Annotated in this window: 21 protein-coding genes, 1 pseudogene and 1 riboswitch; of the genes and pseudogenes, 14 read left to right on the top strand and 8 right to left on the bottom strand. The window is 62.7% G+C overall.

The features are described from left to right. Both LB568_RS30045 and LB568_RS30040 read right to left on the bottom strand, forming a co-directional pair. A pseudogene (locus LB568_RS30045) lies at positions 1-119 on the bottom strand (DUF680 domain-containing protein); the annotation flags it as partial. A 78-nt stretch (positions 120-197) separates the two neighbouring features. After that, positions 198-413, bottom strand: coding sequence for a DUF680 domain-containing protein (locus LB568_RS30040; RefSeq protein ID WP_013891623.1), 216 nt, complete (start codon positions 411-413; stop codon positions 198-200). Between the two features lie 488 nt (positions 414-901). Then, positions 902-1,104, top strand: a riboswitch (cobalamin riboswitch). A gap of 113 nt (positions 1,105-1,217) precedes the next feature. Here LB568_RS30040 and LB568_RS30035 point away from each other — a divergent pair. The 7 genes from LB568_RS30035 (at position 1,218) to LB568_RS30005 (ending at position 8,397) form a co-directional block, all read left to right on the top strand. After that, positions 1,218-2,465 carry an aromatic ring-hydroxylating oxygenase subunit alpha gene (locus LB568_RS30035; RefSeq protein ID WP_224732044.1) on the top strand — a complete coding sequence of 416 codons (1,248 nt, stop codon included), beginning with the start codon at positions 1,218-1,220 and terminating at the stop codon, positions 2,463-2,465. Positions 2,466-2,521: 56 nt separating this feature from the next. Beyond that, a complete protein-coding gene (locus LB568_RS30030) occupies positions 2,522-3,622 on the top strand; it encodes a hybrid-cluster NAD(P)-dependent oxidoreductase (RefSeq protein WP_224732043.1) in 1,101 nt (366 codons plus the stop codon). A gap of 147 nt (positions 3,623-3,769) precedes the next feature. Next, entirely contained in the window at positions 3,770-4,201 is a 432-nt protein-coding gene (locus LB568_RS30025) for a PqqD family peptide modification chaperone (protein WP_140573978.1), read from the top strand. A 51-nt stretch (positions 4,202-4,252) separates the two neighbouring features. Then, complete coding sequence (locus LB568_RS30020; protein ID WP_224732042.1) at positions 4,253-5,302, top strand: serine kinase; 1,050 nt, start codon at positions 4,253-4,255, stop codon at positions 5,300-5,302. A gap of 196 nt (positions 5,303-5,498) precedes the next feature. Then, positions 5,499-6,248 carry a glycosyltransferase family 2 protein gene (locus tag LB568_RS30015; protein WP_224732041.1) on the top strand — a complete coding sequence of 250 codons (750 nt, stop codon included), beginning with the start codon at positions 5,499-5,501 and terminating at the stop codon, positions 6,246-6,248. Continuing rightward, entirely contained in the window at positions 6,233-6,925 is a 693-nt protein-coding gene (locus LB568_RS30010) for a glycosyltransferase family 2 protein (RefSeq protein WP_224732040.1), read from the top strand. The genes LB568_RS30015 and LB568_RS30010 overlap by 16 nt, the downstream gene beginning before the upstream one ends. After that, positions 6,925-8,397, top strand: a complete 1,473-nt coding sequence (locus LB568_RS30005; protein ID WP_224732039.1) for a nucleotidyltransferase family protein — start codon at positions 6,925-6,927, stop codon at positions 8,395-8,397. Before LB568_RS30010 ends, LB568_RS30005 begins: the two co-directional genes overlap by 1 nt. 73 nt (positions 8,398-8,470) lie before the next feature. Here the strand turns inward: LB568_RS30005 and LB568_RS30000 are convergent, their stop codons facing one another. Beyond that, a complete protein-coding gene (locus tag LB568_RS30000) occupies positions 8,471-9,100 on the bottom strand; it encodes an alpha-ketoglutarate-dependent dioxygenase AlkB family protein (RefSeq protein WP_224732038.1) in 630 nt (209 codons plus the stop codon). A gap of 248 nt (positions 9,101-9,348) precedes the next feature. On the opposite strand from LB568_RS30000, the gene LB568_RS29995 reads away from it, so the two are divergent. Beyond that, a complete protein-coding gene (locus LB568_RS29995) occupies positions 9,349-11,556 on the top strand; it encodes a TonB-dependent siderophore receptor (protein ID WP_224732037.1) in 2,208 nt (735 codons plus the stop codon). 79 nt (positions 11,557-11,635) lie between these two features. Here the strand turns inward: LB568_RS29995 and lysM are convergent, their stop codons facing one another. From lysM to LB568_RS29970, 5 genes are all read right to left on the bottom strand, one after another. Next, positions 11,636-12,100, bottom strand: coding sequence for a peptidoglycan-binding protein LysM (gene lysM, locus LB568_RS29990; RefSeq protein ID WP_224732036.1), 465 nt, complete (start codon positions 12,098-12,100; stop codon positions 11,636-11,638). 91 nt (positions 12,101-12,191) lie between these two features. After that, positions 12,192-12,629, bottom strand: coding sequence for an alternative ribosome rescue aminoacyl-tRNA hydrolase ArfB (gene arfB, locus LB568_RS29985; RefSeq protein WP_013891634.1), 438 nt, complete (start codon positions 12,627-12,629; stop codon positions 12,192-12,194). 155 nt (positions 12,630-12,784) lie between these two features. Then, complete coding sequence (locus LB568_RS29980; protein ID WP_224732035.1) at positions 12,785-13,309, bottom strand: TetR/AcrR family transcriptional regulator; 525 nt, start codon at positions 13,307-13,309, stop codon at positions 12,785-12,787. A 56-nt stretch (positions 13,310-13,365) separates the two neighbouring features. Then, the gene (locus LB568_RS29975; RefSeq protein WP_224732034.1) at positions 13,366-13,902 is read right to left on the bottom strand and encodes a dihydrofolate reductase family protein; all 537 of its coding nucleotides are present in this window, start codon (positions 13,900-13,902) and stop codon (positions 13,366-13,368) included. A gap of 258 nt (positions 13,903-14,160) precedes the next feature. Beyond that, positions 14,161-15,771, bottom strand: a complete 1,611-nt coding sequence (locus LB568_RS29970; RefSeq protein WP_013891637.1) for a phosphoenolpyruvate carboxykinase — start codon at positions 15,769-15,771, stop codon at positions 14,161-14,163. A 343-nt stretch (positions 15,772-16,114) separates the two neighbouring features. Here LB568_RS29970 and LB568_RS29965 point away from each other — a divergent pair, with 343 nt between their 5' ends. The 6 genes from LB568_RS29965 (at position 16,115) to ahcY (ending at position 21,654) form a co-directional block, all read left to right on the top strand. After that, positions 16,115-16,816 carry a response regulator transcription factor gene (locus LB568_RS29965; RefSeq protein WP_010912942.1) on the top strand — a complete coding sequence of 234 codons (702 nt, stop codon included), beginning with the start codon at positions 16,115-16,117 and terminating at the stop codon, positions 16,814-16,816. A gap of 150 nt (positions 16,817-16,966) precedes the next feature. Next, entirely contained in the window at positions 16,967-18,751 is a 1,785-nt protein-coding gene (locus LB568_RS29960) for a sensor histidine kinase (RefSeq protein ID WP_013891638.1), read from the top strand. Then, entirely contained in the window at positions 18,748-19,212 is a 465-nt protein-coding gene (locus LB568_RS29955) for an HPr kinase/phosphorylase (RefSeq protein ID WP_412033937.1), read from the top strand. The genes LB568_RS29960 and LB568_RS29955 overlap by 4 nt, the downstream gene beginning before the upstream one ends. Positions 19,213-19,376: 164 nt before the next feature. Further along, positions 19,377-19,778: a PTS sugar transporter subunit IIA gene (locus LB568_RS29950; protein ID WP_013891640.1), complete on the top strand. Its 402-nt coding sequence runs from the start codon at positions 19,377-19,379 to the stop codon at positions 19,776-19,778. After that, positions 19,775-20,071 carry an HPr family phosphocarrier protein gene (locus tag LB568_RS29945; RefSeq protein ID WP_013891641.1) on the top strand — a complete coding sequence of 99 codons (297 nt, stop codon included), beginning with the start codon at positions 19,775-19,777 and terminating at the stop codon, positions 20,069-20,071. The genes LB568_RS29950 and LB568_RS29945 overlap by 4 nt, the downstream gene beginning before the upstream one ends. Before the next feature lie 182 nt (positions 20,072-20,253). Further along, positions 20,254-21,654, top strand: a complete 1,401-nt coding sequence (gene ahcY / locus LB568_RS29940; protein ID WP_224732033.1) for an adenosylhomocysteinase — start codon at positions 20,254-20,256, stop codon at positions 21,652-21,654. Positions 21,655-21,775: the final 121 nt, after the last annotated feature.

Below are 21,775 nucleotides of genomic sequence, written 5' to 3'. Positions count from 1 at the left end.
TTGTCGGTCGAAGTCACGGCAGGCTGGTTGGCGCCATTGGAGCCATAGTTGTCGCTGCCGGCGAAAGCGCCGCCGGAAACGGCCAGGACGGCGGCGGCAGCAAGGATGATCTTCTTCATTTCAAGTCTCCTGAATTTTGATGAATTTTTGAGTTCGCCAGGACGGCGGGCAAGCCGCCGTCAACTGGCGATCAGCCGTTAGTGGTTACCGAAGAGGTTGTGGTCGGCACCCTGGACAGGCGTCTGAGCAGCCGGTTCCGACTTCTTGACCGAAGCGGTGTACGAGCTGTCGACGGCAGTGGCTGCAGGGGTCGCATTCGAACCGTAATGGTCCGAACTATAATGGTCGCTACCAGCGAAGGCGCTGCCGGAAATGGCCAGAAGGGCGGCGGCAGTGAGAATGATCTTTTTCATTTTGGGTACTCCAGTATTTTTCCGTCCGTCTAGCGGCGTGTCTTGGGATGAAATCGCGTCGTTCGGACAGCCCCGATGTGGGAAAGCCAGATGGTCGTTTCCAATCACGAAGTTGTTCCGCGTGGACCATGAATCCACCACTTGAAATTGTACCACCGGCTTCCACATCAATTTTTTTCTTTTTGATATCAATCGATTAGATAAGACCAAGGGAGCCATCACCAACTGTGTCGGAGCCCAGCGTTCACAACATCCTGCACGCACCGTCAACAGAAACGAACCGTTCGGTTCGATTTTAGACTCCGCTAATAGTCACTTTTCGAAACTGTTAACCTTTTTTGGCTCCGGCCAAGGATCGAAAAACAACGTTGGCGTGCTGGCGACGAGCCGGTTTCAAAGTCGCGATCCTTGTCCAGACGACTTGCATGCGTGTCGCGCCGCATGGATGCGATGTCGTTTTCATGCCGACGCCGCGATGCGTGCCGTGATTAGATCACGCCATCTCAGGTGCCGCTTCGTGACGACGGAGTGGAGAATTGGGAAGCCGGTCAGAATCCGGCGCTGCCCCCGCAACGGTGGTGGAGTTCAAGTCGCAACGGGAGACCACTGGGCGAAAGCCTGGGAAGGTGTCGCGATGGTCCGCAAGGACGACTCCAGAGCCCGGAAACCAGCCCGAGATTGCTAGAACTCGACTGATCGCGGTGGGCGGTCAAGGGGCGGATGATGCATGCCCGGTTGTCGCCGGCCTGCGTCCGATCCTTCCTCCATCACCACCAGTTCAGTCCTTGGGTATGAGGACAGGACATGGATGTTCGCAACGACATGCTGAGGCTCTTGAACAGCCGCAGACAGGGCTTTTCGCTGGAACAGCCCTTTTACACCGATCCGGACTACTTCAAGCTCGACATGGAGCTGATCTGGTATCGCGACTGGCTGTTCATCGGCCATGATTGCGAGTTGCCCAAGCCAGGCAGCTTCATCACCGCGCAGATCGGCGACTATCCGGTCGTGCTGGTGCGCGATCAGCAGGGCAAGATCAACGCCTTCCACAATTCCTGCCGCCATCGCGGCAGCCGCGTCTGCAATACCGACAAGGGCATGGCCGCCAAACTGGTCTGCCCCTACCACCAGTGGACCTATGAGCTGGATGGCCGCCTGCTGTTCGCCCGTCAGATGGCCGAGGGTTTCGACAAGAGCCAGTTCGGGCTGAAGCCGGTCGCCTGCGAAAGCGTCGCCGGCTATATCTTCATCTGCCTGGCGAAGGAGCCGGCCGACTTCGCGCCGATGCGGGCGATGATCGAACCCTACCTCAAGCCGCACCGGCTCGGCGAGGCGAAGATCGCCCTCGAGAGCACGATCATCGAGAAGGGCAACTGGAAGCTCGTCTGGGAAAACAACCGCGAGTGCTATCATTGCGCGGGCAATCACCCGGAATTGTGCAAGACATTCCCGGAAGCACCGACCGTGACCGGCGTGCAGGGCGCCGACAGCGATCCGGAGATGCTGGCGCACTGGGCGAAATGCGAGGCGGCCGGCCTGCCGAGCAAGTTCCGCATCGATCCGGCCGGACAGTATCGCGCCACCCGCGCGCCGCTGCTGCGCGATGCCGTCAGCTACACGATGAACGGCAAGCGGGCGGTGAGGAAGAACCTCTCCGACAGCGTCTCGGCCGACCGCATCGGCACCTTGATGCACTATCACTACCCGACGACATGGAACCATATCCTCATCGACCATGCCGTGACCTTCCGCGTGCTGCCGATCAGCGCCACGGAAACCGCCGTGACGACCAAATGGCTGGTCCACAAGGATGCGGTCGAGGGCGTCGACTACGATCTCGCCGAACTCACCCATGTGTGGACCGAGACCAACGACCAGGACCGCCGCATCGTCGAAGAGAACGCCTTCGGCATCCTGTCACCAGCCTATGAGCCCGGCCCTTATTCGGAGTTGCACGAGGGAGGCGTCATCCAGTTCGTCGACTGGTACGCCCGCTTCATCGGTCCGCGCCTTGCCGAAGACGGCAAGCCGGCGCTGCGCAGCGTCGCGTGAGCTCATGTCGCCCAACGCGACATGAGCAGGGCAAGAAGGACCAGAGGATGAATGCGATGACCGATCTTGGCCTCTATCGCCATCTCGACCAGATGGCGCCGTGGAACGACCGGCTCCAGGTGCTGGAAGTGATCGGCGTCAGCGACGAGGCGCCCGACGTGAAGACCTTCACCTTCCGGTCCGACAACCAGACCTGGTTCCGCTACAAGCCGGGCCAGTTCGTGACGCTGGAGCTGCCGACTTCGGACGGGCCGCTGATGCGCACCTACACACTGTCGTCGTCACCGTCGCGGCCATTCTCGATCGCGGTGACGATAAAGGCGCAGGCCGGCAGCATTGGCACGCGCTGGATGTTCGACCATCTGGTGCCCGGCTCGCACGTCAAGGCCTACGGGCCGGCAGGCGATTTCTCGCTGCACAGCCATCCGGCGGCCAAATATCTGTTCATCTCGGCCGGTTCGGGCGTGACACCGATGATGTCGATGCTGCGCTGGCTGAACGACTGCGCGCCCTGGACCGATGTCGGCTTCGTCAATTGCGCGCGGCGCGCGGAAGAGATCATCTTCCGCAAGGAGCTCGAACTGCTCGGCGGCCATATGCCCGGCCTGTCGCTCGGCTTCATGATCGAGGAGCGGTCGAGCCGCGAGGGCTGGTACGGCCATATGGGCCGCATCGACGCGATCCGGCTGCCATTGCTGGCGCCGGATTTCCGCGAGCGCGAAATCTTCTGCTGCGGCCCCGATCCCTTCATGCGCGCCGTGCGCGGCATGCTTGAAGCCGCCGGCTTCGACATGACGCAATACCATCAGGAGAGCTTTGCAGCCCCTGCCGTGGAGGAGGTCCCGGCGCCGTTCGCGGCGCCCGCGGAAGGCGGCACGGTTGTTCCGGTCGAAGCGGCAACGCCAATCCGCTTCTCGCTTTCGGAGGTCGACGCCGAATGCGTCGCCGGCCAGACGGTGCTGCAGACGGCGCGCGCTTCGGGCGTGCGGATTCCCGCCGCCTGCGAATTCGGCCTGTGCGGAACCTGCAAGGTGAAGAAGGTCTCCGGCGATGTCGAGATGAGCCACAATGGCGGCATCCTCGATCATGAGATCGACGACGGCTTCATCCTAGCCTGTTGCTCCAAGCCGCTGTCGGCACTGGAAATCGAGGGGTAACCGGCAGGCAAGGCCTGCGGCTGCGCTCGCCGGGCCTGCGGGCCATCTTGCCAAAAACCCTGCAAATGGTTAGACGCCTCTACAACGGTAGGGTTGACCGTGAGGGCCGACGATCATCTGCGCGGCCTGCTTCGGCGGGGAGCAAACATGCGACAATCCGGCATCTATGCCATAGCGAGCAAGGACATCGTCTTTGAATCCTTCGACGGCGAAGCCGTCGTTCTCGACCTGACGACGGGCAAATATTTCGGCTTCTCGGATTCAGGCAGCAGGCTTTGGGATGCGCTGTCGTCCGGCGTGCCTGCCTCCGAACTGGTCGGCGCCGCGACGGCAGCCGGCGCGCTGGGTGCCGCCGAGATTGACGGCTTTGTTTCACAATTGCTCGAATTCGGCTTGCTGGCGGCCGTGACCGATGCCGCGGCAAGACCGGTTCCCAGCGAATTGCTGGCTCAGCTTGCGGGTGCCAGCGAGCCCCTCAAGGTCGATATCCATGACGACCTTGCCGATCTCATCGTCGTTGACCCCATCCACGAGGTCGAGGAACCCCTCGGTTGGCCCGCGGTGAAGCAGGCCCCCTGAGCACGCGCATCAGGCACTCTCGTCGCTGGACGGCGTCGGAACAGGCAAACCATGCCGAAAGTCACTCTCGAGAACCTGGCGTACTACGCACGTCATGTACTGGCGCAGGCCGAGAGCAGCGCTGCGCATTATCCGCTGACGCGCACGGTGGGCCTGCCGCATCTGGAGCTGACCGCGCATCTGAGCGCCGGCGCGTTGGCGGATGCCGTCGTTCATGGCTTTGTCGCGGCTCCGGGCACCCGAGCGGCTGCCGACACCTGCCGTATCTTCGTCGCACATCCCGGCATGGACGGCATCGCAGCGCCGGCCAGTTGGGGCCAAGGACCCTTCACGGAGCATGCCTTCGCCAGCCGGCTGGCGGAAGCCGGACTGCGCGGCAACCATTTCCACGACCTGGATTTCTGGCAGTTCTACGACCCTGATCGCCGTCTGGGCGTGCAACTGATGACGGCCGATGACAGGTTCCCGCCTTGGGAGCCGGGGGCGCCGCTCCGCCCCTTCCTGCATTGGGAATATGCGGCGCGCGGCATGCGGCTGGCCCATGCGGGCACGCTGGGTGTCGGCGGCAAGGGCATTCTCCTCGCCGGAGCAGGCGGCGCCGGCAAATCGGGAACGGTTGTCGCCGGCCTGCTCAACGGGCTCGACAGCGTCGGTGACGACTATGTGCTGATCGACCTTGCCGGCGGGCCGACCGCGCACCCGTTGTTTGCCACGCTCAAACAGGATCCCGCGGGTTTCGAGCGGCTGGGCTTGAAACATCGGCTGAAATCCTATGGTCCGCTCAACTGGCAAGGCAAGCACCAGTTCCGCATCGATGACATCGCGGCACGGCCAATACCCGCGCGGCTGGACATCGTCGCGTTGATGGTGCCTCATATCAGCGGGGGCGAGGCAAGCTCGATCATGCCCGTGTCGCGCAAGGACGCAATGATTGCACTGGCGCCGTCCGGCATCTCGCAAATGCCTGGCGAGCGCGAGAGCGGCTTTCGCTTTTTCAGCGACCTCACCCGGCGGCTGCCATGCTACCAGCTCTCGCTGGGGACGCGCCCACAGGAAATCGCCGGCACGATTTCGGATTTCATCATGCGGAGCAGCGCGTGAGATTGCCTGTCGCCAAGGTTGTCCGCAATCGCGTGCGCCATGTTCGTTTCCGCCTTACGATCGCTGCTCAGGCAAGGGGACGACTACGCCGACTGGCGATTCATGTGATATGTCGAATGGCGAAATCAATCTTCACCAGGCATTCAGCCGCAGCAGATCAGGTGTCCATGACCACACTTCTGATCCGGAGCGACATATGAAGCTGAGCGTGATCATGCCGGTCTACAATCGCGAACAGTTCGTTGGCCTCGCGCTGCGCTCGCTACTCAGGCAACGCGAAAATGTCGATCTCGACATTATCGTCATCGACGACGGGTCGACCGACGGCTCGGCAGCCGTCGTGCGGTCGTTGATCGACCAGGCCCCATGCATTCGTCTTTTCCAGCAGGCCAATGGCGGGGTCACCAAGGCACGCAATGCCGGGCTGAAACAATTGCTGCCGCAGACGCGCCTGGTGTCGTTTCTCGATTCCGACGACATCTCCCCGAAAGGGCGCTTCGCGGATATCGCCTGCTTCGAAGAGGACCCTGGCCTCGACCTGACCTATTCGCGCATGACGCTGGTCGACAAGATCGATGACGAGACGCTGGAGCCGGCCGCCGACAGCCACGCCATCACCGTGCGGGGGATCCACCTGTCAGCCGGGATCTTTGCACGTGACCTCATCGAGCGCACCGGCGGCTTCGACGAGGACTTCAAGCAGGCGGAGGACACTGACTATCTGTTGCGCATCTTCGAGAGCCAGGCAAAATACATCATGCCCGATACGATAGCTCTCTATTACAGGCGTCATCCCGGCAACATGACCAAGGAAGCCGATGTGCCCTTTCGCGAGTTCGTGCGCGCCATTCACAAGTCGATGAAGCGCCGCAAGGCCGACCCGAGCTTGCGCCGGCTCGAGGGTATCTTCGACTTCAAGGATCTCGCGCAGTGGCGGTTCCTGTAATGGCGGGCTACGGCGTCGTCATTCCGGCTTTCAACGCGGCCGCAACCATCGGCGCGGCCCTGAACTCCGTTCTGACCCAGACGAACAAGGCGGAAGCCATCATCGTGGTCGATGACGGTTCGACCGACGATACGGTTGCCGTGATCGAGGCGATGAACCTGCCGGTGACGGTGCTGCGGCAAGAGAATGCAGGCCCCGGAAGCGCCACCACCAGGGGTTTTGACGCGCTCTCGACCCCATTCGTCGCGACGCTCGACGCCGACGATCTGTGGCTGCCGGACAAGATCGAAAAACAGCTGGCCTGCCTCGACCGTGATCCCGGAACAGCGGGCGTCTTTGCGCACTGGCGGACATTTCGCGGCGACAGGCCCGATTTGCCCGAGACGGCCAGCGTGGCAGGCTGGTCGCGCACGACGATGGTGATCCGCCAGGAGGTGGTGACGGCCGTCGGCCCCATTGTCGACCCACAAGGCGGCCGCGGCGAGATGATCGACTGGATCGCCCGGGTTCGCGAGGCAGGCTTTGTCCTTGCCATGCTCGACGACGTGCTGGCCTTGCGCCGCATCAGGCCCGGCAGCCTCTCCTATGGACGCGACCCGGCGCGCGATCGCGGCTATCTCGAAGTCGCAAGGCTGGCCATGAAAAGGCGCGCGCAAGGCAGAGCGGGTGGCGGCTGATGGCCAAGGCTGTCCGCCGCATCACCCGCCGGTTTCCCGACTATGGCTGGTCCTGGCCGACCGGGGGTCTCGACCAGTTGCTCAAGGCGGCACTGCTCGATGACGAGGAAGCGGCAAGCCAATGCGCGATGCACTGGTTGGCCGCGAACGACATCGATCTCGTCTCCTTCCGCGAACACCGGCTGCTGGCCGCCATTTCGGACCGATTCGGCAGGAAATTGGCTGGCCATGCCGCCTTCCCACGGCTCGTGGGCCTGCAGAAGATGCTGTGGACCAAGTCGCGGATGGCGATGCGCGAAGCCGAACCGGCACTGAAGGCGATGGCGGATGCCGGATGCATGGTGATGCTCATCAAGGGCGCCAGCCGAATTGCCCTCGACGCGGCGGCGCAGCGCGGCCGGGTGGCGCACGACATCGACATACTGGTGCGGCCGCAGGACATGCAAACGGCCTTCGATGTGCTGCGCGACCGCGAGTGGCAGATCGCCACCGGCGTCAGCCCGCAATATCTGAGGACAAGACTGGCCTCGCTGCGCTCGATGAACTTCTTCAAGGGCAATTTTGGCGACATCGACCTGCACCAGCTTGCCTATGACGGTTCGCAGCAGAGCGATGAAGACGACCTCGCCATCTGGCGGCGGGCGGATACCGCCATTTTCAGCGGCGTCGGCGTGCTGGTACCGTCGCCCGCCGACCGGATCGCGCTTGCCATCGCGCATGGCGGGCTCGACGCCCACACGCACAGCGACTGGCTGGTCGATTGCACCGTGGCCATTCGCGGCGGCGATGTCGACTGGGACGTGTTCCTCGATGTCGTGGCCAGGCGCGGCCTTGCCGTTGCCGCGGCGGTGGCGCTCTCCTACCTCGCGCTTGAAATTGGCGTGGCGGCGCCGGACAGGGTGCTGGCCCATGTGCTGGAGATGGCCGACAGCGCCGGCCCCTCGCGCTGGTCCGGCGTGCTGCAGGCCAAGCCACGAACCGATTTCGGCAGGCTGGTCTGGCTGTCGCGCGGCCTTGCCAAGCAATTGCGGCTTCGGCGCAAGAGCGGCCGGCTGCGGCAGGAACCGCCCGCCAAGGCCTGGCGGAGCAAGCCGGCCCGCCCCGAACCGCTGAATGCATCGTCGCCACCGGCGTTCTCCCAGGCCATACCCTGTCCGCGAACGGCGGGGGACATGATGCTGGACATCACCGTCAGGATCAGTGTGCCACCGGTCCGGCGCCGCATCGAGATGGAGATCAATGCCGATGACGACCATGTCGCGCGCCTGCGCGCCATGGCCATCAGCCGATCCGGTGGAGAAAGGGTTCTGCGTTTTCGCGGCAAGGTGACGCTTGACGGCGAACGGCAGGCCATGACGCTGGAGGCGCGACCCTCCCGGCAATTCCGCCGGTGGGACGATGCGGAGACCGTCGCCACCTATGGCGCGCTGCCGTTCCAACTGATCTCGGCGACATTTTCGCCGCTGCGCTGACAAAAACGCCGCGCCGTCACCTGGCTCCATGGTGACGAGGATGCCCGGCGGCAGAAGCCTCCTCCAGTATGGCTCATGCGGCACCCTCGTCCGGCTTGGTCACCCGCCGCAATGTCAAATTGATCCGCCCACCGTTTTTCAGCAGTGCCGAGGTCGACGGGTAGATGCGGTCGACGCCGTGGAAGGCGAGACGGCCCTCGCCGCCGAGCACGACAACATCGCCGCTCTTCAACTTGAAGGATTTGGTGCCGCCGTCACGCGTCGTCTGGCCGACCCTGAACAGGCAATCGTCGCCCAGCGAAACGGAGACGACCGGCGCCGAGAAATCCACCTCGTCGCGGTCCTGGTGCAGGCCCATCTTCGCTTCGGCCGTGTAGAAATTGACCAGGCAGGCTTCCGGCGGATGCCGATAACCGGAGACCTGTCGCCACAGGTCGAGCAGACGGTCCGGAATAGGTGGCCACGGCATCCCGGTCACCGGATGCGTCGGCTGGTAGCGATAGCCTCGTTCCTTGTCGGTGACCCAGCCAAGCGGGCCGCAATTGGTCATCCGCACGCTCATCTCCTTGCCGGTGCGCGGCATCGCCGGCACGAACAGCGGAGCCTGCTGGACGATGCTTCTCACATCCTCGACCAGCGCCTCCTGGGCGGCGCGCGGCAGATAGGCCGGCATATGGCGGACGCCCTTGGGTAGGACGAGCATTGGATTGCCTCGCATGGCGATGGTTCGTCGCCCCAACATGCCACTATCGAACACAAACGGCGACCCGAAAGCCGTCGATCGCCGGCAGGCCCCACGCCTGGGAAACTGGCGACGAATTCATCTGCCGATTTGTAGCGGCGACGGTTGACTGGGAAACATGACTCCAATAGTCAACATTTTAACTTGAGTATTTCAGACAACAATTCGAATGCGGGCGGCGGAAGTGACCGCCTGCTGCGAACAGTGGAATGAGGCATATCAAAGTGGCGTTTCATCAGGGATTTAAGGGGGGTTCTCGCGACCGGGCCTGGTATCACGGCGGGCTTGTCGCCACGACGTGCCTGTCGGCGCTGCTTGCCGCCGGTCATGCAGCCGCCCAGCAAGCAGGCGCCGAGGCAGGCGACGGCACGGCAGTGCTCGAGCCGATCACGGTCAGCGGCAAGGGCGGCCGGGTCGCTTCCCGGGATGACGACAAGACGGTGGCCGCCAAGCGCAGCTCCGGTGCGACCAAGACGGATATGCCGCTCATCGAAACGCCGCGCTCCGTCTCGGTGGTGACGCGCAAGGAGATCGAGGAGCGCGGCGCGCAGGACATCATCGAAGCGGTGCGCTATTCGGCGGGCGTCAGCACCGGCGCCTATGGCTTCGATCCGCGCTTCGACCAGATCTATATCCGCGGCTACGACGCCACGACGCTCGGCGATTACAAGGACGGCCTGCGCCAGCCCTACATCAATTACGGCACGTTTCGCACCGACCCGTATTCGCTGGAACGCGTCGAGGTCATCAAGGGACCGGTGTCGGTGCTTTACGGGGCGGGGACGCCGGCCGGCATCGTCAACAAGGTGCCCAAGCTGCCCACCGAGGACAGGATCCGGGAAGTCGAACTGCTTTATGGCACGAAGGACAGGGCGCAGGCCGCCTTCGATTTCGGCGACCCTGTCACGGAAGGCAGCGACGACTTCCTCTACCGGATCGTCGGCCTGGCGCGAAACGGCGACACCAATTTCGACATCGCCGACGACCGCTATTTGCTGCAGCCGTCGCTGACCTGGAACCCCGATGCGGCGACATCCTTCACCATCTACGGGCTGGTGCAGGCCGACGAGACCGATTCTAATGTCGGCGCGATCACCGACCCGTCTGGAAAGGTCCATGCCTTACGCGAGAGCGATCCGGACTATGACTATCAGAAGATCCGGCAGCAGCAGGTCGGCTACAAGTTCGAGCACGATTTCGGCAGCGGCATCACGTTCCGCCAGAACCTTCGCTACTCCCACCTCGACCTGAGGTCGCGCTATCTCGCGATCTCCAGTTGGACAGGCACGGTCGCGCATCGTTATGCGACTTCGATCCGTGACGAAATGAACGTGTTCCAGGCCGACAACCAGGTCGAAGCCAAGTTCGACACAGGAGCACTCGCCCATACGGTGCTACTCGGCCTCGACTATACGAACCTGACCTCGTCCTTCGGTTACGGGTTCGATGCGGCCGATCCCGCCTACGATTTCGATGTCGCCAATCCAACCTACGGTGTGTCCGGGCCGACGCCGGGCACCGCGTTCTCGGCTTCCGATGCGGATCTGCGCCAGACCGGCGTCTATGCGCTGGATCAGGTCGAGCTGGACAGATGGCGCTTCACGCTTGGCGGGCGCCAGACATGGGTCGAGCAGACACGCGACTACGCAACCGGCGATTCCGAAGTGGTCAACAAGAACGCCTTCAGCATGCAGGCCGGCGCGCTCTATCTGTTCGACAATGGCGTCGCACCCTTCGCGAGTTATGCGACCTCGTTCGAGCCGGTCACGAACCGTTCAGCGGACGGCCCCGGCATTCTCCAGCCGACGAAGGGCGAGCAATTCGAACTGGGGATCAAATACCAGCCGCCGGGAACCGACATCCTGCTGTCGGCGGTCGCCTATCATCTCGTCGAGAAGAACAAGCCGGTCGTCGTCGACGCCAACCTGGGCACCTACCGGGCGCTGGGCGAAGTCACCAGCAATGGTTTTGAGCTGGAGGCGCGCGCGGCCATCATGGACGGCCTGGATGTCATCGCGGCCTATAACTACAACCATGCCGAGATCACGGGCGGTGATCCCGACTCGACGGAGATCGGCAAGGTTCCGGCCGTCACGCCCGAGCATGTCGCGAGCCTCTGGGCCAACTACAAGTTCGGCGAGGGCAGTGCGGTTCCGGGGCTTTCGGTCGGAGCCGGCGTGCGGTTGCTCAGCGCCACCTATACCGACACCACCAATACCACCAAGAATGATGCCGCGGTCTATTTCGATGCCTCGGCGTCCTATGATTTCGGCGCCATCGACAAGAAGTATGAAGGTGTCAGCGCCGCCTTCGCCGTCCGCAACATCGCCGATGACCGCGCGACGGTGTGCAACAGCGGCTATTGCTACATGGGCCAGGGCCGCAACATCACGGCTTCGCTGAAGCGCCGCTGGTAGAATCGAAAACGCCGCGCATCCTTTGAGATACGCGGCGCTTGATTTCGCCGTCTCGAAACTGCGCGACCTGGTGGTCGCGTCAGGGGATGCGCAGGACCTGGCCCGGGTAGATCTTGTCGGGATGGGTCAGCATCGGCTTGTTGGCCTCGAAGATGACGGTGTTCTTGGCGCCCTGGCCCTTGCCGTAGCTTTTCTCGGCGATCTTCCAGAGGTTGTCGCCCTTCTGCACGGTGTAGAAGGTCGGCTCCTTGGCGGGGGCGGCCGACTTGCCGGCGTCCGGTGCGACCTGCAGCTCGTCGGCCTGCACCTTGGAGACGCCCAGCGTGTTGCCGACGGCGATGACCGCCTTTTCGAAGATCGACTGGTCCTTGACGACGCCCTTCAGCACCGCCGTATCGCCTTGAACGACGACTTGCACGCCATCGGTGCCGAGCTTGTGCGAATCGAGTTCCTTTTTGAGCGTGTCGGCCGTGGGTGCGGCTTCGTCGTCGCCGCCGATGCCCAGTTTCTTGCCGACGCTCTTGACGAAATCGAACATGCCCATCGTTGGTCTCCGTTGCTGTGGTGGGTGACCGCAGCTTGCCACCTGCAACCCAGAATTGGAAGCCGCCCGCGCCCTGCAGCTTTCGCGGTGCTTAATCGTTCTCTACCCGGCCGCGCAGCTTCTTGATCGTGCCGCGACCGGCCTTGCTCTTCAGCCGCCGTTCCACCGCGCCTTTCGAGGGCCGCGTCTTCTTGCGTGGCGGCGGTGGCGGCTCGGCGGCCTTGGCGACCAGTGCGGTCAGCCTTGCGCGCGCATCGGCGCGGTTCTGTTCCTGGGTGCGGAAGCGTCCGGCCTCGATGACGATGACGCCGTCCTTGGTGGCGCGCTGGCCGGCAAGCTTGATGGTGCGGGCCCGCACGCGTTCCGACAGGCCCGCGGCGTTTTGCGCATCGAAGCGCAGCTGCACCGCCGTGGCCACCTTGTTGACGTTCTGGCCGCCGGGACCCGACGAGCGGATGAAATCCTCGTGCAGGTCGCCCGGATGGATCACGGCTTCGCCGGATATGATGATGTCGTCGTCGATCGGCATGCCGCAGTCATGGCGCGGCGGGCCGAAAAAGAAAAGGCCCGATCGAAACCCAGCCCCCTAACCAAAATGTGGTCGCAAAGCTGGGACATGCGTCCACTTTGCGACGATTGCTTGAGATGTTGGGGAGCGTCGTGGAGCAGGCAAGCCGGGCCTGATCAGTTTGATCTGTCGAGACTATCCAACAGTTCAGCCAAGGCGCTCGCATATTCCTTGTCCCCGATACTCGTTTTTTGGCCGTCCTCATTTTCGGATCGCCGACTCATAGCGGTGGCGAGCGCTGCGCCATGCGTGAAGTCGACGAGAATGCTCACCCATAGCTGTGATCGCGACGGCGGTAGGCCAAGTTCGCGTAGCAGTGTCCTCAGGTCGTCGGTGATGCGCTTCGCTTGATCGGGAAAGACGGATGGTCTGCTGAAAATAGTGAGCGTCAGGCCGGGGTGTTGCACCACCTGCGATTGATAGGACTGCAAGAGCTCCTCCAGCCGCGTTCGAGCACTTCCTTTCTGTGGAGCGGCGACACCCGCATAGACCCTTTCCGACAGCGCCCTGATCAGCCCGTCTCGATCGCCAAAGTGGTGGTAGATGGTCATCGGATTGATCCCCGACCTCTTGGCCAGGGCACGCATGGTCAGCGCTTCGGCACCTTCACCGTCCAGAATCTCAAGTGCCGTGGAAAGCATCGCCCCGGGGGTGACGCCTACCTGATCACGGGGTGGTCGTCCGCGCTGCCGTGCGGTCACGCTGCCAACCGATAACGCGATTGAACGAGCCCAGAAGGAAACGATCGGGTCTCTTCGTGGATCAGGCAAATGTCCGATGCTGTCGGACCGAACAAGGAGCGGCCGCTACCGAGCAGGATCGGCACCCGCGTGATTGTCATGTCGTTGATCAAACCTAGTTGCAGGAAGGACTGGATAACCAGCCCACCGTCTACATAGACGTGGCGGCATCCCTCGGCCTCCAGCATCGTCATTGCCTGCTCAGGGGACTTTCCAGAAAAACGGACTCTGCCTTCAAGCTCGTCAGGAACCGGCTGATCCGCGAGCGTGGCTGAGAGAACAAGAACCGGACGCCTATAAAACCAGGGTCTCACGTCTCGGACGGCTTCGAAAGTGCCGCGCCCCATGATGACTGCGTCGACCTTTTCAATGAAATCATCCATGCCGTGGTTTTCAGACGGATCGTCGCGTTCGAGCAGCCATTCGATTTCGCCGTCGTCCCTGGCGATGAATCCGTCAAGGCTGGTTGCAATGAATACATGACCTTTGATCATCCCACACCTCGATAATTATACCCCGTATAATTATCGAGGAAGCCGCGGACGTCAATCCGCAGCGACTGGATAGAGTTGGATTTTCGCCTGTTTCAGATTTTTCCAGTAAGAGAAAACCCCATAAAGCCTTGCGACTTATGGGGTTCAGCGAAAGCCTCAAAATGACGTCCACATTTCAGTTAAGGGCTGGCGATCGAAACCGGACCTTCAATGGTGCTGGCAATGTGCCAACGGCTTGGATGCCAAGCGATTGGACCATTATTCCGCCGCTTCCTGCATACGGGGTGCCGCACCCAGTACGACGGCATCGACATGGCTTTCGAATTTCTCGAAGTTGACGGCGAACATGCCGACCAGCCTTGCTGCCTGCCGGTCATAGCCAGCCTTGTCGGCCCACGTCGAGCGCGGATCGAGAATGGCGCTGTCGACGCCAGGCACGGTCACCGGCACCTCGAAGCCGAAATTGGCGTCGGTGCGGAATTCGGTTGCCTTCAACGAGCCATCGAGAGCGGCGGCAAGCAGCGCGCGCGTCGCCTTGATCGGCATGCGCTTGCCGGTGCCGTAGGCGCCACCGGTCCAGCCGGTGTTGACCAGCCAGCAATCGGCGCCGTGAAGGGCGATGAGCTCGCGCAGCAGATTGCCGTATTCCGAGGGATGGCGCGGCATGAACGGCGCACCGAAGCAGGTCGAGAACGTCGCCTCGGGCTCGGTGACGCCCTTTTCGGTTCCGGCCACCTTGGCGGTGTAGCCGGACAGGAAGTGATACATCGCCTGCGCCGGCGTCAGCCGCGCGATCGGCGGCATCACGCCGAAAGCGTCGGCGGTCAGCATGATGATGTTCTTGGGATGGCTGGCGCGCCCGGTCTTCGAGGCATTGGGTATGAAGTCGAGCGGGTAGGCGCAGCGCGTGTTCTCGGTCAGCCGGCCGTCGTTGAAATCCGGCGCGCCATCGGCGTCGAGGATGACATTTTCCAGCACGGTGCCGAAGCGCTGCGTGGTGGCGAAGATCTCCGGCTCGGCTTCGGCCGACAGCTTGATCGTCTTGGCGTAGCAGCCGCCTTCGAAATTGAAGATGCCGTGCGGCCCCCAGCCATGCTCGTCGTCGCCGATCAGCGTGCGCGACGGATCGGCCGACAACGTGGTCTTGCCGGTGCCCGACAGGCCGAAGAAGATGGCGGCGTCGCCGCCGGCACCTTCATTGGCCGAGCAGTGCATCGGCATCACGCCTTTTTCCGGCAACAGATAGTTGAGCATGGTGAACACCGACTTCTTCATCTCGCCGGCATAGGAGGTGCCGCCGATCAGCACGATCTTGCGGGTCAGGTCGACGGCGATCACCGTTTCGGTGCGGCTGCCGTGGCGGGCGGGATCGGCGCGGAAGGACGGCAGGTCGATAATCGTCATCTCGGGCAGGAACTGCTCGAGTTCCGCCTTGCCCGGACGGATCAGAAGATTGCGGATGAACAGCGAGTGCCAGGCGAATTCGGTGATCACCCTGGTGGGCAGCTTCAGCTCGGCATCGGCGCCGCCGACCAGGTCCTGTACATAAAGATCCTTGTCCGCGGCGTGGGCGCGGAAATCGGCGAGCAGCGTTTCGAACTGGGCTGGCGAGATCGCCCTGTTGTTGTCCCACCAAACATGCGGCTCGGTGGCAGCGTCGCGGACCACGAACTTGTCCTTGGGAGAACGGCCTGTGTGCTGGCCGGTCTCGGCGACCAGCGCGCCATGCGCGGTCAGCCGGGCCTCATTGCGCCGGATCGATTCCTCATAAAGGGCAGCCGCACCGAAATTGTAGCGCACCACGCCAGAGGTTTTCAGGCCGATACGATCGATCGCGCAAGCAGGATTGCGTGTGCCGACTTCCGACATGGGTGTCCCTTCTTAGATTTTCCGCATCTTTGCCGGCGCATTTCCGGCATGCCCACTACGCAGGCTAATATGGTCAGAACCAGAAAAGCCAAATGATATCAAATCATTAATCGATTTAAATATTTTGAAAGTTGTTTAAATCGTTTATATATGCGAAAAGTTTCACGGTTGCCCAAAGGATTGGCGATGTTCGTTCGTCCAATCCATGTCGAGGTTGGATTGTGGCCGGCGGCACCCCGCGCGTGACAGCGGACAAGGCCTATGCCACATTTTGTACCTAATTTGTCCTGCAAAAGCCCCTTCTCTACTAAAGAAGGGACAGCTCATGAGGGAGCCGCTTGAAATGGCAACAATCGCGCTTGTCGATGACGACCGCAACATTCTGACGTCGGTGTCGATCGCCCTCGAATCCGAGGGATATCGCGTCGAGACCTATACGGATGGTGCGTCCGCGCTGGAAGGCCTGGCGGCGCGCCCGCCGAATCTTGCCATCCTCGACATCAAGATGCCGCGCATGGACGGCATGGAGCTTCTGCGCCGAATGCGCCAGAAGTCCGACCTGCCGGTGATCTTCCTGACCTCCAAGGACGACGAGATCGACGAATTGTTCGGCCTCAAGATGGGCGCCGACGACTTCATCCGCAAACCGTTCTCGCAGCGCCTGCTGGTCGAGCGGGTACGGGCCGTCCTGCGCCGAGCCAGCGCCCGCGAGGCCGCGGCAAAAGCGCCCAGCCAGCAGGCCCGTTCGCTCGAGCGCGGCCAACTCGTCATGGACCAGGAACGCCACACCTGCACCTGGAAGGGCGAGCCGGTGACGCTCACCGTCACCGAATTCCTGATCCTGCATTCGCTGGCGCAGCGCCCCGGTGTGGTAAAAAGCCGTGATGCGCTGATGGATTCGGCCTATGATGAACAGGTCTATGTCGATGACCGTACGATCGACAGCCACATCAAGCGGCTGCGCAAGAAGTTCAAGGCTGTCGACGACGACTTCGAGATGATCGAAACCCTTTACGGAGTCGGATACCGGTTCCGCGAGGCGTGAATAGGCAGTAGGCAGTAGGCAGTAGGGAATAGTCAGTAGTCCGTTTTTGAATGGTGCGAGCGGCCACTCACACATGGCCACGATCTCAACCACTTCTCTATTCCCTACTGCCTGCTCACTACTCACTAATTAGGCGGGAGCTGCTATTCGATGGCAGTGGAAGCACAGCGAAGCAGGCCGACGGGCGCCGCCAGGCGGCCGTCGCGCATCATGCCGTCCTTCGTTTCGAAGATCACGGTGCCGATGCGCCGCTTCCTCGGCCACCACATCTTTTCCAGCCTGACGCGACGCATCCTGTTCCTCAACCTTGCCGGACTGGCTGTTCTGGTCACCGGCATCCTCTACCTCAACACTTTCCGCGACGGGCTGATCGACGCCCGCGTCGAAAGCCTGATGACGCAGGGCGAGATCATCGCCGGCGCGATCGCGGCGTCGGCGACGGTCGAGACCGATTCGATCAGCATCGACCCGGAAAAGCTGCTTGAGCTGCAGGCCGGCGAGAGCCTCGGGCCTGGTTCGGACCAGCTCGACAATCTGGACTTTCCGATCAATCCGGAGCGTGTCGCGCCGGTGCTGCGGCGGCTGATCTCGCCGACGCGGACGCGGGCCCGCATCTATGACCGCGACGCCAATTTGCTGCTCGATTCGCGCCATCTCTATTCGCGCGGCCAGATCCTGCGCTACGACCTGCCGCCGGTCGAGGAGGAGGAGCCCGACCTTGTCGAGCGCATCCAGAAGTTCATCTTCGACTTCTTCCGCAACACCGACCTGCCGGTCTATCGCGAGCAGCCGGGCGGCAATGGCGCTGCCTTCCCGGAAGTGGTCAAGGCGCTGACCGGCAGCCCGTCGACCATCGTGCGCGTCTCGGAACAGGGTGAGCAGATCGTTTCGGTGGCGGTGCCGATCCAGCGCTTCCGCGCCGTCCTAGGCGTGCTGATGCTGTCGACCGAAGGCGGCGACATCGACAAGATCGTCGCCGCGGAGCGCAAGGCGATCCTGCGCGTGTTCGGCATCGCGGCTCTGGTCACCGCCATCCTGTCGATGCTTTTGGCTTCCACCATCGCCAACCCGCTACGCCGGCTGTCTGCCGCGGCGGTGCGGGTCAGGCGCGGCGTCAAGAGCCGCGAGGAGATCCCGGATTTCTCCGACCGCCAGGACGAGATCGGCAATCTGTCGATCGCCGTGCGCGACATGACCAACGCGCTCTATGCGCGCATCGAGGCGATCGAGAGCTTCGCCGCCGATGTTTCACATGAATTGAAGAACCCGCTGACCTCGCTGCGCAGCGCGGTGGAAACCTTGCCGCTGGCCAAGAACGACAATTCGCGCAGCCGGCTGATGGAGATCATCCAGCATGACGTCAGGCGGCTGGACCGGCTCATCACCGACATTTCCGACGCCTCGCGTCTCGACGCCGAGCTCGCGCGCGAAGACGCCGGAACGGTGGACCTGAAGAAATTCATCACCGACCTCGTCGCCGTGTCGCGCGAGGCAACGCGCAACAAGAAGGCCGTCGAGATCGAGTTCAAGGTCGCCAAGCTGCCGCAAGGCGTCAAAGGCTATTTCGTCGTCGGCCACGATCTGCGCATCGGCCAGGTCATCACCAATCTGATCGAAAACGCCCGCTCCTTCGTTCCCGAGGACCATGGCCATATCAGCCTGTCGCTGGCGCGTGCCGGCAAGTTCAACATCCTCACCATCGACGACAACGGTCCCGGCATCCGCGCCGACAACATCGACCGCATCTTCGAACGCTTCTACACCGACCGGCCGGCCGGCGAGGCGTTTGGCCAGAATTCGGGCCTTGGCCTGTCGATCTCCAGGCAGATCGTCGAGGCCCATGGCGGCACGCTGACCGCCGAAAACATCCCCGGCACCAAGCCCGGCGAGATCAAGGGCGCGCGCTTCGTCGTGACGCTGCCGGCCGATGCGTGATTGCTGGTCCAGTCGTGCGGCCTGAAAACATTCACGCTACGGGCTTGCTGATCGGCGAGCGCGGCATTCTCGTCAGCGGGGCTTCGGGTTCGGGCAAGACGACGCTGGCGCTGGCGCTGATCGACCATTGCCGCCAGCGCGGCCTGTTCTCACGGCTCATCGGCGACGATCAGCTTTTCGCCGAGGCGCATGCGGGGCGGCTGGTGTGCCGCGCGCCCGCCACCATAGAAGGTCTCGCCGAGGTGCCGGGACTTGGGCCGCGGCCGCTGGCGTTCGAACCTGCCTGCGTCGTCGACCTGCATGTGCGCCTGCTGCCGGCTGGGGAAATCGCCCGCTTCCAGGAGGACGCCAGCGACGACATCGCCGGCTGCGCGGTACCGCGGATCGATCTTGCCGAGCGCAATGTCCAGGCTGCCTTGCCGGCCGTGATGGCGCGGCTGTCGATCATGCCTTTTCTATGATCCACCCCCGGTTTTTTGCTGCAATGCGTCAAAATGGCATGGGCCGGCGCAATTTTGGGCTTGTCAACGGGCCTCGCGTCGACAAGATAGCGCTCCCGCCGCCTGGAATGGCTGGCGAGCATAAAATGCGCCTGTGAAGCGGCGATGACGGGAGCCACCAAAGAATGATCGGACTCGTGCTTGTAACGCACGGTCAACTGGCCACCGAGTTCAGACATGCCGTCGAACATGTCGTCGGGCCACAAGACAATTTCGAAACCGTGGCGATCGGTGCCGACGACGATATGGAGCAGCGTCGCCGCGACATCATCGACGCCGTGGCCCGCGTCGACACGGGGGCGGGCGTGATCGTGCTGACCGACATGTTCGGCGGCACGCCGTCGAACCTTGCCATCTCGGTGATGGAGTCCGGCCGCACCGAAGTGATCGCCGGCATGAACCTGCCGATGCTGATCAAGCTGTCATCGATCCGCAAGGGCGACAACATGGCCGCAGCGCTCGACGAGGCGCAGGCCGCCGGCCGCAAATACATCAACGTCGCCAGCCAGCTTCTGAGCAGCAAATGAACGCACTATCCCCGGAAAAAGACCAGATTGTCCGGGAGTTTCCGATCGTCAACCAGCGCGGCCTGCATGCGCGCGCCTCGGCGAAGTTCGTCCAGCTCGCCAGCGGTTTCGACGCCTCCGTCCATGTCGAGAAGGACGGCGTCAAGGTCGGCGGCACGTCGATCATGGGCCTGATGATGCTTGCGGCCAGTCCTGGATACTCGATCCGCGTCACCGCCAGCGGCCCGGAAGCGCTTGAGGTCATGGACGCGCTGGAGCAGCTCGTCGCCTCCCGCTTCGGCGAGGAAAGCTGACCCGAAGGCCCAGCCTAAGCAGCCTCTAGGGACATGCAGGGATAAAGATTTCTTTATATCCCATTGTCGTCTTGGCGCCGATCTGCTAGTCAGGCCGGCAATTCGCGCCCTTCCACGCGCCAACCAACGCGGGCGCATCCGCAACCAATTCGCACGCACAACACTTCGCACGGAGCACTGCCATGACGGGTAGCAAGGACTATGTGGTCGCCGACATCTCGCTTGCCGGCTGGGGCCGCAAGGAACTGGATATCGCCGAAACCGAAATGCCGGGCCTGATGGCCTGCCGCGAGGAATTCGGCGCAAAGAAGCCGCTCACGGGCGCGCGCATCACCGGCTCGCTGCACATGACCATCCAGACCGCGGTGCTGATCGAGACGCTGAAGGCGCTCGGCGCCGATATCCGCTGGGCGTCCTGCAACATCTTCTCGACCCAGGACCACGCGGCCGCGGCCATCGCCGAAACCGGCATTCCGGTGTTCGCCGTCAAGGGCGAGAGCCTGGAGCAGTACTGGGACTACACCGACCGGATCTTCCAGTGGACCGATGGCGGCCTCTCCAACATGATCCTCGATGATGGCGGCGACGCCACCATGTACATCCTGATCGGCGCCCGCGCCGAAGCCGGCGAGGACGTGCTGTCCAATCCGCAGAGCGAGGAAGAGGAATATTTCTACGCGCAGATCAAGAAGCGCCTGAAGGCCTCGCCCGGCTTCTTCACCAAGCAGAAGGCGGCGATCCGCGGCGTCACCGAAGAGACGACCACCGGCGTCAACAGGCTCTACCAGTTGCAGAAGAAGGGCCTGCTGCCCTTCCCGGCCATCAACGTCAACGACTCGGTCACCAAGTCGAAGTTCGACAACAAGTATGGCTGCAAGGAATCGCTGGTCGACGGTATCCGCCGCGGCACCGACACGATGATGGCCGGCAAGGTGGCGGTCGTCTGCGGCTATGGCGACGTCGGCAAGGGCTCGTCGGCCTCGCTCAAGGGCGCCGGCGCCCGCGTCAAGGTCACCGAGGTCGATCCGATCTGCGCCCTGCAGGCGGCGATGGACGGCTTTGAAGTCGTCACGCTCGAAGACGCGGCTCCAACCGCCGACATCGTCATCACCACCACCGGCAACAAGGATGTCGTCACCCTCGACCACATGCGCTCGATGAAGGACATGGTGATCGTCGGCAACATCGGCCACTTCGACAATGAGATCCAGGTGGCGTCGCTGCGCAACCTGAAGTGGACCAACGTCAAGCCGCAGGTCGACATGATCACCTTCCCGGACGGCAAGCGGATGATCCTTTTGTCGGAAGGCCGCCTGCTCAATCTCGGCAACGCGACCGGCCATCCGAGCTTCGTCATGTCGGCGTCCTTCACCAACCAGGTGCTGGCGCAGATCGAGCTGTTCACCAAGGGCGAGCAGTACCAGAACCAGGTCTATGTCCTGCCCAAGCACCTCGACGAGAAGGTCGCGCGCCTGCATCTCGACAAGCTCGGCGCCCGCCTGACCGAACTGTCGGGCGAACAGGCCGCCTATATCGGCGTCACGCCGCAGGGTCCTTTCAAGCCGGAACACTACCGCTATTAACCAAAGCGAAATTTACTACCAGATATTGACGCCGGGCGATTGACTTTCGCCCGGCTTTATTTTTGCGCGCGATCAGCCTTCACGGCGATTCGGCGAGGGTTTATTGTCAGGTGATTCGCGA

Source organism: Mesorhizobium sp. B263B2A (genome assembly GCF_020165775.1).
GTDB lineage: Bacteria > Pseudomonadota > Alphaproteobacteria > Rhizobiales > Rhizobiaceae > Mesorhizobium > Mesorhizobium opportunistum.
This window is presented reverse-complemented; position numbering and strand designations above follow the sequence as displayed.

Bases quoted from the DNA above. Each gene is read 5' to 3' on its own strand.
- LB568_RS30040 (WP_013891623.1), bottom strand. From the start codon at position 413: ATGAAAAAGATCATTCTCACTGCCGCCGCCCTTCTGGCCATTTCCGGC.
- LB568_RS30035 (WP_224732044.1), top strand. From the start codon at position 1,218: ATGGATGTTCGCAACGACATGCTGAGGCTCTTGAACAGCCGCAGACAG.
- LB568_RS30030 (WP_224732043.1), top strand. From the start codon at position 2,522: ATGACCGATCTTGGCCTCTATCGCCATCTCGACCAGATGGCGCCGTGG.
- LB568_RS30025 (WP_140573978.1), top strand. From the start codon at position 3,770: ATGCGACAATCCGGCATCTATGCCATAGCGAGCAAGGACATCGTCTTT.
- LB568_RS30020 (WP_224732042.1), top strand. From the start codon at position 4,253: ATGCCGAAAGTCACTCTCGAGAACCTGGCGTACTACGCACGTCATGTA.
- LB568_RS30015 (WP_224732041.1), top strand. From the start codon at position 5,499: ATGAAGCTGAGCGTGATCATGCCGGTCTACAATCGCGAACAGTTCGTT.
- LB568_RS30005 (WP_224732039.1), top strand. From the start codon at position 6,925: ATGGCCAAGGCTGTCCGCCGCATCACCCGCCGGTTTCCCGACTATGGC.
- LB568_RS30000 (WP_224732038.1), bottom strand. From the start codon at position 9,100: ATGCTCGTCCTACCCAAGGGCGTCCGCCATATGCCGGCCTATCTGCCG.
- LB568_RS29995 (WP_224732037.1), top strand. From the start codon at position 9,349: ATGAGGCATATCAAAGTGGCGTTTCATCAGGGATTTAAGGGGGGTTCT.
- lysM (WP_224732036.1), bottom strand. From the start codon at position 12,100: ATGGGCATGTTCGATTTCGTCAAGAGCGTCGGCAAGAAACTGGGCATC.
- arfB (WP_013891634.1), bottom strand. From the start codon at position 12,629: ATGCCGATCGACGACGACATCATCATATCCGGCGAAGCCGTGATCCAT.
- LB568_RS29980 (WP_224732035.1), bottom strand. From the start codon at position 13,309: ATGCTTTCCACGGCACTTGAGATTCTGGACGGTGAAGGTGCCGAAGCG.
- LB568_RS29975 (WP_224732034.1), bottom strand. From the start codon at position 13,902: ATGATCAAAGGTCATGTATTCATTGCAACCAGCCTTGACGGATTCATC.
- LB568_RS29970 (WP_013891637.1), bottom strand. From the start codon at position 15,771: ATGTCGGAAGTCGGCACACGCAATCCTGCTTGCGCGATCGATCGTATC.
- LB568_RS29965 (WP_010912942.1), top strand. From the start codon at position 16,115: ATGGCAACAATCGCGCTTGTCGATGACGACCGCAACATTCTGACGTCG.
- LB568_RS29960 (WP_013891638.1), top strand. From the start codon at position 16,967: ATGGCAGTGGAAGCACAGCGAAGCAGGCCGACGGGCGCCGCCAGGCGG.
- LB568_RS29950 (WP_013891640.1), top strand. From the start codon at position 19,377: ATGATCGGACTCGTGCTTGTAACGCACGGTCAACTGGCCACCGAGTTC.
- LB568_RS29945 (WP_013891641.1), top strand. From the start codon at position 19,775: ATGAACGCACTATCCCCGGAAAAAGACCAGATTGTCCGGGAGTTTCCG.
- ahcY (WP_224732033.1), top strand. From the start codon at position 20,254: ATGACGGGTAGCAAGGACTATGTGGTCGCCGACATCTCGCTTGCCGGC.